Source organism: Bacteroides sp. QWL-09 (genome assembly GCF_058683585.1).
Genome location: NZ_CM178748.1, coordinates 564354 through 580724, shown reverse-complemented (window position 1 = coordinate 580724; position 16371 = coordinate 564354). Strand labels below are relative to the sequence as shown.

Here is a 16371-nt window from a genome sequence, read left to right as displayed (position 1 = left end):
TCCCCTCTTAATGAACCAAAGAGATCTTTCGTTGAAAATCATAAAGAGTCAACCGACGAATCTTATAATAATGTTGCCAATATTTCTGCAAAGCCGCAATATAGTTCTGCTGAGCCTGCTGTTGCCGATTGAGTGAAAGCGTCAGACTATTTACATCAGCTTTACCTATGATAAACCGTTGCCGCGTCTGCTCATAGGCCAACACTGAAAGATCCAAAGCCTCCGAAGCACTCTCCATCAACGCTTGCTGCGTATTGAACTCACTGACGGTCATGATCACCTCCTCTTCCAACGTCACTTCATTCTGACGAGCAGAGATCTTAGTCACATTCAGATTATTTTTCGCCATGTTGTGCTTTCCTTTTCGTACCCCCCAATCCACTAGAGGTACCGCTACACTGACCGAGACCAAATCTTGCCGCATAGGATCGTGATACACGTCTCGGAAACGTTCGGCAGCCTGATTAAAGCCAATGCTCGCATTAATACTGGCATTAAAACGCGACTCACTCTTCGTTTTGCTCACTTGACGTTCCGCTTCGAGAATGGTCTGCTTCAGCTCCAGAAACTTCGGATTATTCGCTTTACACCATTGCAAAGCCTCATCAGCCGAGATCATCAATTCCTCCGGACGTTCCGGCAGCTCTAGTTCAAGAGCAGTCTCCTTATCCAAATTCAGAAACGAAGCCAAAGCAAACATCGTTCGTTTCAGATCGCTCGACTTATTCTGCAACGTATTTCGCGCATTCACCCGATCCAGTTTAAGCGTCAACAAATCGGCCTGCGAGATCGCCGCAATCTTATACCGCTCCTCTCCAATACGATACAGCGTGTCGGATGAATTTCGATTCTCCTGAGCCAACCGATACTCCGCTTGAGCCAAGGCCAGCGCAAAGAAATAAGTCGTGGCCTGTTCCGACACCCGCTCCATATCATAGATCAGTTCCTTTTGAGCCTTCTCAAACTTCAACGGTTCGATGCGTCGATCCCATTTAAAAGCGTTATACCCTAAAAGATTTTGAGCATAACCAATACGTACCGGAACACTTGTAAACTGAGTCGTCCGGTTATCCCCGAAGTTTCGCAAATAGTCCAATTTAGAATCGACATAAAACGTACCTCCGGTCCAGTCGAAGTTCTGTTTAACCGACAGTCCACCACCCGCAAAGAACGACTGTTGTTTGCGATACACATCAATGTTCTGCTGAAAATCATACCGTTTCGTGATGTCCCGATTATATTCTGCCGGCGTCATATTCAACGTCAGACTCGGTAAACGGTTCGCTTTAAAGGTGCGATACTCCCAATATCTGGCTTGATAAAGATTTTGAGTGCGCAAAGCCTCTAACGAACTATCATTTGCCAACTCAATCGTTTGTTTCAAGGTCAACCGCATAGGTTTCTGGGCCCAGGTCGTGCCACTGAGCACACCGGCCATTATAATGATAAATCCTTTCATTCCAATCCTCATTTGATCTGATCTTTTTGTGTTTCCTTACGACGATAAATAAACCAATATAGAAGGGGGATAATAAACAAACTCACCAACGTACCAACTAGCATTGTGCCAATCATAGCAATCGATAGCGGTTGTTGAAGTTCCGATCCCATATCGGACGAAAAAAGAAGCGGCACCATTGCAAAGATGGTAGTCAGCGAAGTCATGATAATAGGACGCAATCGCCGTCTTCCCGCTTCATGAATAGCTTCCAACAAAGGGACTCCCGATTTACGTAACTCATTAATGGCATCCAGTTTCAGGATAGAGTCGTTAATCACGATACCACAAGTCACAATCAACCCGATAGCCGACATTAAGTTGAGCGTGTGTCCACAAATCCATAACAACACCAAAGCAAACGCCACATCAATAGGAATCTCCATCAGTACCAGCAAAGGTTGCACAAAACTCTCAAACTGTGCCGCTAAAATAAAATACATCAATAACAAAGAAACCAACAAGATGAGCGTGAGTTCATTCAACATCTTACGGTTCGAGAAGAAGCTACCCGAAAAGCCGGTTTCCCAACGATGATCCTGCTTCACCGTCTGCTTCACATCGGCAATCAGTTTTTCCGGTTGATCCACCCCATAGAACTTCAATGGGATGTACTCCCCATTCCTTCCGGCCGTTAAGGTTTTTAAATCCTGTGAAGGTACAATGCGCACAAACTCTCGTAAAGGAAGTTCATGAACCGTACCCTCCACCATATCGGGCAAAGTCGAAATTAGAGTTTCATCCAGAATCTCATTCACCGTCTGCTCATTTTCTGCAATACGAATAGGTAAATAGCTCTGAAACGAATGCAACATTCCGACACTATTCTCCTTAAAAGCCGTTTTCAACACCCGATAGAGTTCATCATACGGTACTCTGTAAAGCAACAATTTCTCTTTATCAATCATCAAGCTCAACTGGTTCTGGAAAGAATTCCCTGTGGGAGTCACGCCAACCTTGTCTGCTACACGATGTTCCAACATCACTAACTCCTCAGCTTGTACCATTTTATCTTTGTTGCGTGGATAAAGTTCCGCAACCACATCCGGTTCACCCGTCACAAAAAGTTTCTCAAACACCGTCTCCGGTGGAGAAAAGCTCACCGCCGCCGTGGGATATTTCGTTTTCAACATTCGGGAAATATCCGTTTGCAGCCCCTCAATCAGATCCGTACGACTCGTTTTAAAATAAAGCTCAGCCTCCGTAGCTGTCAACTCTCGATCACGTTTCAACAAATAGTCCTGCTGTCCCACAGCCGCCTCTTCCACCTCCACTCGATCACGAAAAGCAGCAAGAACCTCATCCACCCGACGCTTATTCTCTTCCAAGTGGATCGTCTCGTTCCATTCCACACGAACCAAAAGCTCATTTTGATCAATCTCCGGCATACGTTCCTTGTCGATAAAGAAGAAAAAGAAGACACAAAGCGGCAAAGAGATCAGACAAAAAAGAACACTAAACGTTTTATGCCCGAACACCCAGTCGACCCCTCTATCATAAAAACGATCTAGCGTATGATCTTTTATCGGATTATTAATCTTTAAGCTAAATAGTTTCCACCGCCGCGCGTACAACCCGGTACGGTAAACCAGCATATACAAAACCGGTAACAACATAATTCCCGTGAAATAAGAGACCATCAGTCCCACAGCCACGGAAAAAGCTTGATCGTAAAAAATCGCCCCGGCAATGCCACTCATAAAGATCAGCGGGACAAACACCGCAATTGTTGTGAGCGAAGAACTTAACATCGGAGTCACCACCTCACTCGTCCCGGCAACACAAGCCCGACGTAACGAATATCCCCGTTCACGATATTGCGAGATATTCTCCGTCACGATAATCGAGCTATCGATCATCATACCCAAAGCTAAGATCAAGCCTGACAATGAAATAATGTTGAGCGACATCTTACAAAGATAAAAGAACAGAAAGCTAACAACGATAGAAACCACCATACTCAGACCAATAATGAAAGGTGATTTCACATCTCCCAAAAACAAGATTGCCACCAAACAGATCAATAGAAAGCCCAACGATAAGTTCTGTTGCAAGTTAGAAATCGTATAATCCAATAACTCCGTCTGATTGCGACTAATACTAAACTCGATATCAGGATAAACCGCTTTAAAGTAAGTCATCGTCGCCGTCAATGCCTCCTTCATATCGTCCATATTCTCGTCCGCCTGTTTGATGATCGCCAGAGTTACGGCTCGCTTCCCATTAGAGATCGACACCCCTTTCTCCTTCTCCGGAACAATAGACACCCGGCAAAACTCCTTAAGTTGCAATAATCGCCCGTCCTTCTTCATGAAGATATTCTCCACATCAGACACCGTACGCAATAACGTCGAGAACTTAATGTTATACTCATAATACCCATCCCGCACTTTCATGCTTCCGGGTTCCACATTATTTTCCGTCAATACCATCTCAATATCTTTGACAGTAAGCCCCAGAGTCGCCATCTTAGCTTCATCGGGCACAATCTGCAGAGCGCTCTCCACCAATCCCGTCATATCGACCATAGCCACTTCGGGCAATTGTTCAATTCGCCGCTTAATGACCGACTCGGCAAAACCTGAAAGTTCCATAAACGCTTGCTGATTGGTCGGCTGATCAGCCTGATCGTTCTTCAACGTGAGATTAAGATAGAACACCGGAATATCCGTAGCACTCGCTTTCACGACCTTCGGACGCTCAGCATTTTTAGGCAAATAATTCATGGCTCCATCAATCTTCTCATTCACCTCGATAAACGCCAGATCCGTATTTGTACCATAGTCAAAACTCAAACGAATAATCCCATTCCCATCCCTCGTCTCACTAGTCATGTCCTTCAACGTCGACACCTGAATGAGTTGTTGACGAAGTGGCTTCATCACCGTGTTTTCCAATTCCCGAGCCGAGGTATTCGCACCGGAAACCTGAACCGTGATTTCAGGAATAGCAATATCCGGCAATAACGACACCGGCAGAGTGAAGTAAGTCACCAAACCCACAATAAAACAAGCCGTAAACGCCATCAACACAGCTATCGGCCGTTCGATTAAAAACTTTATCATCCTCTTTCTCTCCCGTTAGTTCTTCAACACACTTGTCACAACGACAGGTGCCTCATGAGCCAGATTCACATTACCCGAAACAATCACAGTATCTCCATCGACCAAGCCTTCCGCCTGACCTCTCTCCAACCGTTCTGCCACGACGCAACTTTCTGAATTTTCTAATTCAACCTGCACATAGTTCCATTTAGACTGTCCTTTACTTAGCGTAAACACCACCTGCTTACCCGATCGTAACACAACAGCCGTTTTGGGAATCACCAAACAAGATTTCAACACACGTTTCACACTCACCCGAACATTCATGCCACTAAAAAGTTTCCCTTTCCCGTCGACATGAGCTTTTACCCGAACCATACCATTACGGTCGACCAACGGATTGATCTCTATCACACTTCCGTTATAATCGGCCAACCGATCAGCATAAGGTTTCACGCTCACGCGGTCTCCCTTTTTTATCAAAGCAAGTTCACTCTCAAGAACCGAGAAGTCAACTTCCATATTTTTACTATCTAGCACCGTACAAAACGTCTCGGAAGGATTGGCCAAATTGTGTGGTTTAACGAACAAGTTAGCCACTACCCCATCGAAAGGTGCTATCAAAGTAGCCCTCTCTTCTTCCCGCTTAGCCAGTTCATACTGTACACGACTCTGTTCGTAACCACTTTTCACCTTTGCGAGTTTCATAATTTCTTGAGGTACACGATCAAAATCTGTTGCCGAATATCCTTGCCCAATCAACACATCTTTCAGTTCAAGCCTCGATCGTTCCAAGGCCTCTTTAGCCTGCGCCAATTTATTGATTAAACGAAATTTATCTAACTCAGCCAAGCGCTGTCCTTGTCGCACACGGTCGCCATTTTTTACATAAACCCGAGCAACAACCTCCGACGTTTCAAAACGCAAATCCGCCGAATGACAAGCTACAATCTTGCCATTACTAACCAATTCATGATTAAACAGTTGTTTTTTCAAAGGTAACACCGTTACCTCACTTTTATCTTGTGGCAGTACTGTAGCCACTCCCTCTTCCGCCTTGTTGCTGTCCGCTTTTTTTTCGGATGAACAAGAAGAGAAGAATAGCACAGTAGAAAAGCTCAATAGAGCTATAGTTCGAATCGTGTTTGTCATAATTATAAGTATTAAGTCGCTATAAATGTATAAAAAATTATTCAAAGATGAAGAATCCAATTTTGTTTATTTATAAAAAGCGTAGAATGTATCTTCTCAACAAATCAAATCCGATCAATTGTATTATAAATCACTAATAGACGACCACCCTCTTTCAGATGTCTTAGATTCTCTGGAGTCAGAAGCGGTTTTACTTTTAAACACTCAAAAATCTCATCATCCATCCAACTAACGATTTGTCTCCCATTAGTAAACAAAGGAATGGTTATGTCACGATATGATAATTCATTAGGTATCCATTTATTAATGTGATATTTCTTTGTTTTTAGGTCATAAATCAAAGTTCCTTTATTTTTCCCCTTAAACACAGAACCAATTAACCGATTTCCAACAACAAAAGGAGTGTCGAAAAAATAAACATAATCATTAGCGACTCTATCATCAACCAGTTTCTCATAATTATTTTTAAGATTGGGTGAAACCGATCTCTTCTCAAAATCGAATACGTATTTTTTAACAAGCCCCCCATCCTCTTTAGAAAACAAATACACCGTATCGTTGACAGGCTTATTATAAAACACATAATCACCAGATACCTGAAATAAATTATTCGTTATTTTATCATCACAATTTTTATCTGCATATTTCAGGATCTTTTTTTGAACAACAAAGCACGAGTCTGTCTGTACTAGTAAAATGTTATCCTCCTCACCTTTTTCGAAAGAAAAGAGCACCTCACCATTATCTAATAATTTAAATGCAGAAGCTCTAAACGTCGTATTACGAGAAGTGATAAAGTCCCCCTGCAAATCATATTTCAGCATCTTTTTTCTACTGATATCATACAAATACACATAGTGATCATTTACATCAAAATCCCAAAGTTTAAGATACTCCTGTGGTCCTTCACCTTTTTGTCCGATTTTGAATAAGAAATGTCCGGTAATATCAAAACAAAATAAAGAATTAGAACCTAATAAATCAAAGACATACACTTTATCATTTTTTACAATCATCTTACTAATTGATGAAAACAAATAATCATTGTCTTCCATCAATGGAATATAGGTAACCGAATCAACTAAAGTCAGATTTGCATCATCATTCGATAATTGAAAGGCCTCTGTTATTGAGTGATCATTCGTCATCACATCCCCACGTTTTGCTCCATGGCAAGCACACATTAGAAGAAGGACAAAAGCAAAGTATAAAAGTCCAATAACTCTAACACAGAACATTTTAATCATATCTATTTTCATTTAATAAAAGTCATTTTATTATTACTATTTTTCCACCAATTCTATTTTCTGAAAACGAAGCACATTTTCATCATAATCTGTACGCTTAAAATGACTCGCGCACAGGTACAATCCATCCTCACGAACAAAAAACAAATAAGGATTGTAAGTGTACTCAGGGAACAACGTTTCTCCTATAATTTTGAGCTCTTTATCCAAAATTATGATCGAGAATTGTTTACGACCAGAATGATAAATATCCATGTAACTACGTTCTTTACCCATTTCAACCGCAGGAAAAGCAAAACGGTAATAGACTTCACGATAAGGATCATAAACAATATTTCCATAAGAAGGTAATTCACATACCCGTTTAATCATTTGTTCAATATCAACATCAGAAGAAAGCAGTTCACCTTTAGGTTCTTTAATATACTTACTCTTAGCCAAAATCCTTGTTATAGTCTTAAAATCGCGAGAAAGTTGATAAATGGAATCTTGCAAATCAAAAGCATAAACAAAACTAGTACCATTAAAAACGCCACTTACCTTTCCTGCACCAATACTTGTAGGTTGATATAAATTTTCACTGTAATTGGAACGATGATACACCAAAGGGGTAGGCGTTATTTCACGACGCTTCTGATCAAATACAAAACCAACGGGACTATGTTTCCAATATTCATGTCCCAAACTAGGATTTATAGGTTGAGAGAAATAGAGACTATCATGAAGAACATACATTGGTTTATAAGTTATCACATCCAAAAAGACTGGAGCTAGTTTTTCTCCATTTATCATATTACAGAATTTAATTTTATCACAAATATGTCCGGCAGAATCTGTTAAATAAACCTCAGGTAACATCGAACTAGCAATGTAGATATGCTTGAAATCTAATGGATAGAAACTGTAGATATATCCAACCCCGTTCTCTCCTTCCATCTGATAATGAATCTTCTTTACCAACTGTTGAGTCTCTAAATCGTAAACAAGAATTTCATCTCCTTGATTAGGAAACGACAAATATTCTTTGTCTCCATCCTTGAAAGTCCACAGACAGAACTTGGGAGGACGACTATCTTCATCTATTTGAAAAGACAAAAATTCATTTTGTGCTATAAGTTCAAAACCATTCTGATTTATCTCTTGACAAGAGACACAAAATATCAGTACAATAAAAACACTAATAATAATATTCTTCATAGTCATCTATTTTAAAGAGCGTTCCGATAGCTATCAAACTATAATCCCGCTCTTTTTTTATTTCAAATTACCATTGTCCAGACCCACATGGACACCCCAAATCTGTTCCCCAAGCATTACAAACAGTCCGATCAGCGCTCCAACGACAATTAAATCCTGTTCCCCACTCGCCACTTGCTAATGCTTCCACATTGGCTAACGCCAAATCAGATAATTTAACTTCGCTCTTTGCACTATAGACATTATAGCCAGCTATCGCTGCAATAGCAACAACAGCCAATACAGAAAATAATTTCTTTTTCATATTGATTTTATAATTAACATTGATATTAAATATTAAAAGCTAAGTTTATATCCTTTCAGCTCAGTCATCGACAAACAAGTATCGATACAGAAATTATAGTTATATTTGCATTGGAAACACCTCCATTCAACATTAGTTAGGGTTTCTGAATGAGCGAGGATCATCAGTGTTGACCGCATTTAGACCTTGCTCATTCTATTTTACGCAAAAAAGGAATTTTATTTTAGACAACCAGGTCAGATCACTTCTTAGTTTGGCTAAAAGTGATCTGAAAAAAAAAAATCACGAAGAATTTCGCAAAAAAAAAAAAAATCATGCGATACCAAAATTACTGTTTCTCAAATGTTTTATGAGTTTCTTTTCTCCTTTTGGATAAAAAACCATTAAACATTTTACTTTATTTGGATAAATAGAATCTAAGTTAGATATCATTTCTTTCCATCTCGGTAGTTTCAGTCTACAACTAAAACAGCCTACTGTATCTACATAGTTCAGTATGGTATAGGAAGACCGTTCTCTCGTATATTTTATTATAACAGTGTCACTTCTACAGGAAGCTAAACACATACTATCAGGAAAATGAATAACTTTTCCATGCCATTCATTGACTATACGACTGAGCCTATCTTGCTTTGATTCTTTGCAAGATATAAACAACATAACGAGTAATAAGCTTATTAAACGTATCATTTTCGTAAGTAGTATTTCAAGATTACAGGATTATCATCTTCTTTCAACTGCTCCATTTTTTGTATCTCTTCAGAGGACATAAAATCGCGATCAACGGCTTTAGGGACTCTATCAGCCAGACATATAGCAAGCAATACATTATCAACGATGGCAAAGCAGGGATACATTAAGAATGGTTCTTTTCCTTTTAGTAGATAACTTTTTTTTGTTTTTCTATTGTAAATAAAATGATCACCATACCCAATATTGGTTTTAACTAAATAGGCGTATACATAATCATCGTTGAAAAATTTGAGTATGGGTAATATATTTTTAGATTTCTTAAGAAATTGATATCTTTCTGCGAGTTCTTTTACAACTACCCTTTCTTCTTCATTAGAACCTGTCCTTTTTCCACACGACCGTCCAGGTAGATCATCATCTTTTACTTCAGCATCACCAAAATCAAGATAAATAATTGGAACTAGTTTTTTTTCTTTCGTATCTATTTTATAAAAAAAATAATTAAGTCCAAAGGGCACAAAATAAAAATGTTTTCCAATATGATAAAAGCAGTGCTTTCCCATTTCATTTCCAGAAATAGTACCTTTATAATTAGTATTAACTACTTGATTTATTTTAAAATCAACGAATGAGACTTCTTGATCCGTCCATTGACATGGATATGTAAAAAGATAATTGTTAGAATCTAAAGCCATTAAATGGTCAATAGGAAACTCTGGTTTAAACTGTCTTTTAGCTAAAAGTTCAAATGTTGGGCTATAAGTATATATTGTTCCATAAGGATTAAGCATATCAATACCTTTTAAATATGGATTTAGGTTAATATCTACCACCATATTGTATTCTTCAGGACCTCCTCCTTTTACTTTTTTTGAATTGTCTATATATTTTCCATTCCCTGAGAAGGTATAGACAAGTTGATCACTGGTATATATAACGTACATATCTGTACTTTTGTCATAAAGAACTTTATTACACTTAAAAAGCAAAGACGAATCATTCGTTTCCAAGGGGGTAAGCTCTATTTTTTCTAAGAAAGATGAAGCATCCCGAGAAGTCCTATTTACTTCCACTGGTATTATTTCAATTCCATTCGGTATGTCCTTATTATTAGTTGAACATGCGCAAAAAAGAATAATAGGCAGGATGAATTTATTTAAGTATTTCATTACATTTCATTTTAAGTAATTCTGCATAGAACACAGCCTTATTTTTTAAATTTAATCGCAAGGAGTTTGGCAATGATTCGACATACTACCAGAAAAATGACAATCATCCCAACGTATGAACCATCCGTCTGAACATTCGCCATAAAGCTGCCAGCAGGCACCTGGTGAGGTGTTTTTTTCCCCATTACAGACAATTTCAAACCCTCCCTCATCATTGGCCAACGCCTCTACATTTGCCAATGCTAAATCAGACAATAGAACGTCACTTTTTGCACTGTATATATTATACCCAGCTACTGCTATAATGGCAACAACAGCCAACACAGAAAATAATTTCTTTTTCATATTGATTTTATTATTAACATTTATATTAAAGATTAAAACTTGAGTTTATGTCTACAACTTGAAGCTCAAAAGCGTCATTATTCTTACGATTAGTGCAAGACACACAAGAGTATAATATAAGTAAAAAACAAAATAGAGGTCTCATCATCAATTATTTTAGAAGAAGAATTGAGTTTATTATTTAAATCAACTCTTCTGATTTACATCAAAAAAGAATCACAGGTTTATTCATAACCCAAATCCGACAAATTAAGATAGGCAAATTGAAAATCTTCATCATCAAGAACTAAAATCAATCGATTATTATCTTTATCATAACAAAAATCAATTATTTCATACCCTAAATCAGCAGTATATAAATAGTCTCCATTAAGATCAAAAGCCTGAAACATAGTAGGAGATTCTCTAATCCCAAGCCTTTTACCAGAATATAGAGCCAAAACTTTACCATTTGCAATAATAACTTTATGAAAGAATTTCACTTTTGAAGATCGTTCATCCCACATTGGACCATATACATTATATTTCAATTTTCCATTAAGACTACAAATAGTCATTAAGTCATAATAGCTGTAACATTGTACATACACATCATCTTCCAAAGACGAAGCATAAGAGAAGCGGTTTTTCTTTATATTAGGATGTTCATAGGGCATTAGCGTAAATACATTCTTTTTGAAATTAATCTTGGCAACTATCGGCTTATAATCATTGTTCCCAATCGGCTGTATAACCCGGCCAACAGAGAGAGTATCTGAGTAGTAATCATAATCCGCAGGAAAAGATTTAATATTCATGCTCCATTTAACAGACGGAACATACAACGAATCATGAATCAGACTGTCTACATCATAACTAAAAATCTTTTGTTTACCATGATCAGAGACATAAAGCTTATGATGTGCTCCGTCGACAGCAATATGCCCCATGTTAGTGATCTCATTTGGGCCATCCCCTTTTCGCCCAAAGCTTGTAATATAAGTATAATCTTTTTTATGAAATAAATGAATTTGTTTAGTATATGAGTCATTATCCTGAACTATAAATACATCTCCCATTATAAAAACTCTAGCATTTGAGCCAATCATTAGATCTCCAAGGGTTATCTTATGTAATTTACTCGCAACAGTCAAAACCTTATTACGCTCCTTCTGATACTTCTCTGTTTCATTTGTATTACAACTGACCAATAGCGCAAAAGCACTAATTAAAAGGAAAAAACAGATTCTGAAATTCATCATATTCCTTATTTATATATTATCAATTATGAGCCACAAAAACAATCTTTTATATCAGAAGTAAAACTTTATTAAGCATGGATTATCATCATCCAAGCGTCGTTCCAGTTTCTCGTATTCTTGTTTAGAAAGCACACTTTTAAAAGAAGGAAAATCTTCATTATAAACCATGCATATCAAGCAATCATCACTAAAATAGATCGGGGTCAAAGAAAGACCTTCTGACGTTTTCTCAAAAAAGAACGTTTTACCGTCGCTTTTACGATAAAATAGATTTTTCGGGGTTTTGAACCCATAGGTTAATTTAGCATAGTAGAATTTATCATTCTGAAACTGTTGAGCCATAAAATAAGGAATCGTTGAATCAAGCAGATACTTTTGCAACAATCGGTCTTCCTCATCTTTTTTAGATTCCTCTAATGTAAAATAGGTCTTGGGATCAATATTAGCTTGACCAAAATCCCAGGAGTAAGCTGTTCGTAAACTATCTAGTCCGACATGATAAGTTTTCCGATGAAAAGGAGTAAAATAAAAAACGGACTCATTATAAGAGTAAAAGACATTTAGATTTAAACCACAGAGAATTCTATTCTCATGCCAGTAGCTCCGGACTTTCTTCATTGCTGTTTTAGAAAAAATACTAATACCCGATTCTTCAATCCAAGAAGGATGGGTCCATAAAACGAGTAAGTCCTTATCATATTCTTCTATTGCGTGGTAATTGGACTTTGGAGGTAAAACGATCTCTTTAATAAAAAGACCGTCAGAATTATAACAATACAGACTTCCAAAAGGAGATAACATATACAACAGATTAGAATACCGACTTAGGGCAACATCGCATATCTCGTGATATTCCCCAGGTCCTTGCCCTTTTTTACCTATCTGCCTGATGAACTGACCTTGTTTGTTGAAAACAAAAGTCGCAGATGCCCCCATATCAAAGACATAATATTGGTCGTTTTTCACAAAAACTTCGCGAGGCTTAATTAGTAATGAGCTGTCGTTTGTTTCTAAGGGCACAACAGATAGTTTTGAAAATAAGGTCTTAACAGAAACAGATTCCTCATGAAGTTCTACTTTTAAAACCTTTTTATCTTTTTTCTCAGAAAAAAGACAAGAACTCAGGAAAAGCAAACACAAAACGTATTGAATATATTTCATTGTATTTATCTATTTAGTCCACAATCACATTCACAAATATTTCATCAATCTTATCAAAACCGATCGATTGATCATTTTCTTAAATAATATTTTAAAATAACCGGATTATCATCCTCATTCAATTGTTCCATCTTTCGCCACTCATGATCAGTCATCAAATCACGACAAGCCACCTCAGACAATTGATCGATAGGACAATACGCCAAAAGGACATCACCAGTAATAGCCAAACAAGGTGCCATTAATAAACGCTTATCATCCCATAAAAAAGACTGACTCTTTGTTTTTCTATTAAACACAAAGTGTCCGCCATAGCCCACTTTCCCTTTGAGCACATGAGCATAAACGTAATCTTCACTAAACAACTTTATATAAGGCACAAAATCATTCGATTGCCTAACGAAATCACGACGTTCTAAATACGATTGACCTAGCTTAGAGCGTTCTTCTTCAGAATCAGTTCTCTTTCCAGTAGCCGTTCCTGGCAAGGCATCTCCACTAATCGCGGCATCACCAAAATCCAGATACATCACCCGGCTTAATTTCTTTGTTTCAGGATGAATGCGATAGAAGGAATAATTCAAAGCAATGGGAACAAAATAAAAATCATGTCCTAATTTATAAAAGCAATTACGCCCCATACCATTGCCGGAAACCGTTCCTTCGTAATGGGTGTGAGTGATCTGCCCTGTCTTCATATTGGCAAATGCCACCTCTTGATCTGTATATAAGAAAGGATAAGTAAAAACGTAGTTATCTCCGCCCAAAGGCATAAAATGATCGACTGGAAATTCAAACTTAACCGCTTTTTTGGATAGAAAATCAAATGTTGGACTGTAAGTATAGACTGTTCCACCGGGACTCAATATATCAATCCCTTTCATCTCGGAATTAAACTGCATATCCAAAGCCATATAGTATTGATTAGGAGCTTCTCCCTGCATGCGTGCCGAGCTCCCGATAAAAGAGCCATCGCCAGAAAAGGTAAAAACCGTCTGATCACGAGTGGTAATGGCAAACATATCCATTTCTTTATTATACACCAGTTTATCAAAGTGATGCAACAATGAAGAGTCGGTCGTTTCTAAAGGAACGATCTCCATCTTTTCAACAAATGATGAAAGATCTGAAGTTGGAGAATGCACATCAACCCGGATTCGTTCAACACCATCTGCCCCACCCTTTTTATGAGACGAGCAGGCAGAAAAGACAATACACCAAAGAGAAAAAAGGACCTTTATTTTATTCATAATTTTAATTCAAGATTGATTCAAATCACAACCATAAAAGAATAAGAAGAAGTTTAATAACTAAGTTTTAATCGGAAAAATCGAAATCCTTCAGGCTCTTTCCAACACGTCCCAAAGAGCGAGCGATCATCCCCTTCAACAAAAAAGCTATAGATAAATAAATCCAATCGATATCGAGCAACTAAATTTCCTTTCCAATCTAAAACCAACAAATTACAATTAGACGATTGATAAGGCAGGGGTTGTGCCCGATTGAGAATATAAATAAAATGATCCGTCACATTGATCACATCGCAAAATACATATCTTTTTTCATATTCTACAGGAACAACTTTATCGTTTCCCGGAGGATTATCTAAAAAAAGATCATAAGTTAATACGCACGACGAATTAGAAATACGGATTCGAGGACAGAAACAATAAGCCTCTACAAAAGCACTTTGATCCGGCTTAACCCTAATGACATGACGATAAGCCGATCTGTATTCTTCTTCATTCTTAAAGCGAGAGCGATCCTCAAGATTACGACCTTTGGGCGTCAATGTCTTGTTTTTGAGATCTAACAGATAGAAAGACGCATGATCTCCACCATAATCAGAAAAGATATAAGTCTGATCATTCAGCCGATCAATGCGTTGAAAGTCCATAGGGACAATGCCACTCACTGAGAATACCGAATCACAAACCAATGAATCTCGATTGTCTAATTTATGAATTGAAAAACGTCCATTATTATAACTATATAGTTTTTGATCTAGAACAGAGGACCATGTGTTTTTGGGGAAAGTGATCATTTTATTGAGTCGACGCAACTCCGGATAAGAATAAAGCTGATATTGACTATAAGGTCCTCCAAGCAGTAACCGATCTTTCAAATGGAAAACAGTTGTCCCACTAGCATAATCATCTTCAACAGTCATGAGTTCAGGATGCCCGACAGTATCCAACCCAAAATCACTCTTATAAGAAACCGAAACAACTTTATCGGTCGATGAATGGCAGGAAAAAAGTAATCCCGCCACACTTAAGAAACTTATTATTTTCAATCTATAACGCATACTTCAACAACATAAAATCAGGGTTAGCCCCAATAACATAAAGCGTATTATCCCTACCATCCGCAGCCATACGTATAATAGGCATCCTTAAATCAACTATTTTCAAAAGCTCACCGCTATGGTTATATACAAAAACAGTATGAGGACGATCGTTTATATTTCGCCCGGAAGTTAAAGGACGATTCTCATCTGGAAGGTCCTCAAATTGTAAGGTCACAAGATAATCGCGACTCAGACAAAGATCTTTCACCCCTAAAAGCGGTTCTTTAAAGGCAATATGCTGACCATTGACCGCATAGGCATCCCGATCAGCCTTTTCAAAAACCAGATTGAAACGATGTCCATCGCGCTTATAGAGCGATAAATAAGGAAATTGATACGAACAGAATGCCAGAAGCCCCCTTTGCGCATCATAAATCTCATATCCACCAATCGGCTTCCTCCATTCTCGTATGGGATATTCCCCAAACTCACAAGAAGCACCATCAATAATCGCTGTAAAGTAATGATCAGAGTTCTCCGGATTGGTCTTCAGATAAATTCCTTTAGCCACCTGTTTTCCACGCTTTAAAGTCACACGCTCTTCAGGAGACAAAGTCATAAAAGGCTCTTTATTCAAGACAAGGCTATCAATAGACAGAAACCCTTTAGTGGTGCCATTTACGTCTACAGCAAAAAGACGGCCATCAATACATGCCCCGATTGCTTGACCGGTAATAAATTCCTCCGGACCTTCGCCGACTTTACCCATCTGTCCAATCTCCAAACCATCATGGAGATAATGGATGCGAAGAAAATAATCACGGACAAAAGGATCTTCCCAATAAAGATAATCGCCATAAACCCGTAAAGGCCCCGGCATACGGGTCATTAATTCATCGTTTAAGATTGTTCCATCAATAGCACAATGCTGCACCTCAACTGTTTTTTGCTTACAGCCAAACAGCAGCAGCAGAAAAAAGGCACAAGTGAATAACCTTTTATAGTCCATATTCATACACTTAAAATTTAG

At 38.1% G+C, this 16371-nt stretch carries 13 protein-coding genes; all 13 read right to left on the bottom strand.

Annotated elements, in window-relative coordinates:
* Positions 1 to 7 precede the first annotated feature (7 nt).
* Complete coding sequence (locus AC4PG5_RS02290) at positions 8 to 1459, bottom strand: TolC family protein (RefSeq protein ID WP_492029846.1); 1452 nt, start codon at positions 1457 to 1459, stop codon at positions 8 to 10.
* An 8-nt stretch (positions 1460 to 1467) separates the two neighbouring features.
* Positions 1468 to 4563, bottom strand: coding sequence for an efflux RND transporter permease subunit (locus tag AC4PG5_RS02285; RefSeq protein ID WP_492029845.1), 3096 nt, complete (start codon positions 4561 to 4563; stop codon positions 1468 to 1470).
* Positions 4564 to 4578: 15 nt separating this feature from the next.
* Positions 4579 to 5694: an efflux RND transporter periplasmic adaptor subunit gene (locus tag AC4PG5_RS02280; RefSeq protein ID WP_492029844.1), complete on the bottom strand. Its 1116-nt coding sequence runs from the start codon at positions 5692 to 5694 to the stop codon at positions 4579 to 4581.
* A 104-nt stretch (positions 5695 to 5798) separates the two neighbouring features.
* The gene (locus tag AC4PG5_RS02275) at positions 5799 to 6953 is read right to left on the bottom strand and encodes a DUF4934 domain-containing protein (protein ID WP_492029843.1); all 1155 of its coding nucleotides are present in this window, start codon (positions 6951 to 6953) and stop codon (positions 5799 to 5801) included.
* Between the two features lie 24 nt (positions 6954 to 6977).
* Positions 6978 to 8138 (bottom strand): DUF4221 family protein, encoded by a 1161-nt coding sequence (locus AC4PG5_RS02270; RefSeq protein WP_492029842.1) that lies wholly within the window; start codon positions 8136 to 8138, stop codon positions 6978 to 6980.
* A gap of 67 nt (positions 8139 to 8205) precedes the next feature.
* Positions 8206 to 8442, bottom strand: coding sequence for an NVEALA domain-containing protein (locus AC4PG5_RS02265; protein WP_492029841.1), 237 nt, complete (start codon positions 8440 to 8442; stop codon positions 8206 to 8208).
* 686 nt (positions 8443 to 9128) lie between these two features.
* The gene (locus tag AC4PG5_RS02260) at positions 9129 to 10304 is read right to left on the bottom strand and encodes a DUF4934 domain-containing protein (protein WP_492029840.1); all 1176 of its coding nucleotides are present in this window, start codon (positions 10302 to 10304) and stop codon (positions 9129 to 9131) included.
* A 51-nt stretch (positions 10305 to 10355) separates the two neighbouring features.
* On the bottom strand, positions 10356 to 10649 hold the full coding sequence (locus AC4PG5_RS02255) for an NVEALA domain-containing protein (RefSeq protein ID WP_492029839.1): 294 nt from the start codon (positions 10647 to 10649) through the stop codon (positions 10356 to 10358).
* Between the two features lie 224 nt (positions 10650 to 10873).
* Positions 10874 to 11890 carry a 6-bladed beta-propeller gene (locus AC4PG5_RS02250; RefSeq protein WP_492029838.1) on the bottom strand — a complete coding sequence of 339 codons (1017 nt, stop codon included), beginning with the start codon at positions 11888 to 11890 and terminating at the stop codon, positions 10874 to 10876.
* Between the two features lie 51 nt (positions 11891 to 11941).
* On the bottom strand, positions 11942 to 13051 hold the full coding sequence (locus tag AC4PG5_RS02245; RefSeq protein ID WP_492029837.1) for a DUF4934 domain-containing protein: 1110 nt from the start codon (positions 13049 to 13051) through the stop codon (positions 11942 to 11944).
* Positions 13052 to 13122: 71 nt separating this feature from the next.
* Entirely contained in the window at positions 13123 to 14301 is a 1179-nt protein-coding gene (locus AC4PG5_RS02240; RefSeq protein WP_492029836.1) for a DUF4934 domain-containing protein, read from the bottom strand.
* 53 nt (positions 14302 to 14354) lie between these two features.
* Positions 14355 to 15323 carry a TolB-like 6-bladed beta-propeller domain-containing protein gene (locus tag AC4PG5_RS02235; RefSeq protein ID WP_492029835.1) on the bottom strand — a complete coding sequence of 323 codons (969 nt, stop codon included), beginning with the start codon at positions 15321 to 15323 and terminating at the stop codon, positions 14355 to 14357.
* Positions 15324 to 15348: 25 nt separating this feature from the next.
* Positions 15349 to 16356, bottom strand: coding sequence for a BF3164 family lipoprotein (locus AC4PG5_RS02230; protein WP_492029834.1), 1008 nt, complete (start codon positions 16354 to 16356; stop codon positions 15349 to 15351).
* Positions 16357 to 16371 lie beyond the last annotated feature (15 nt).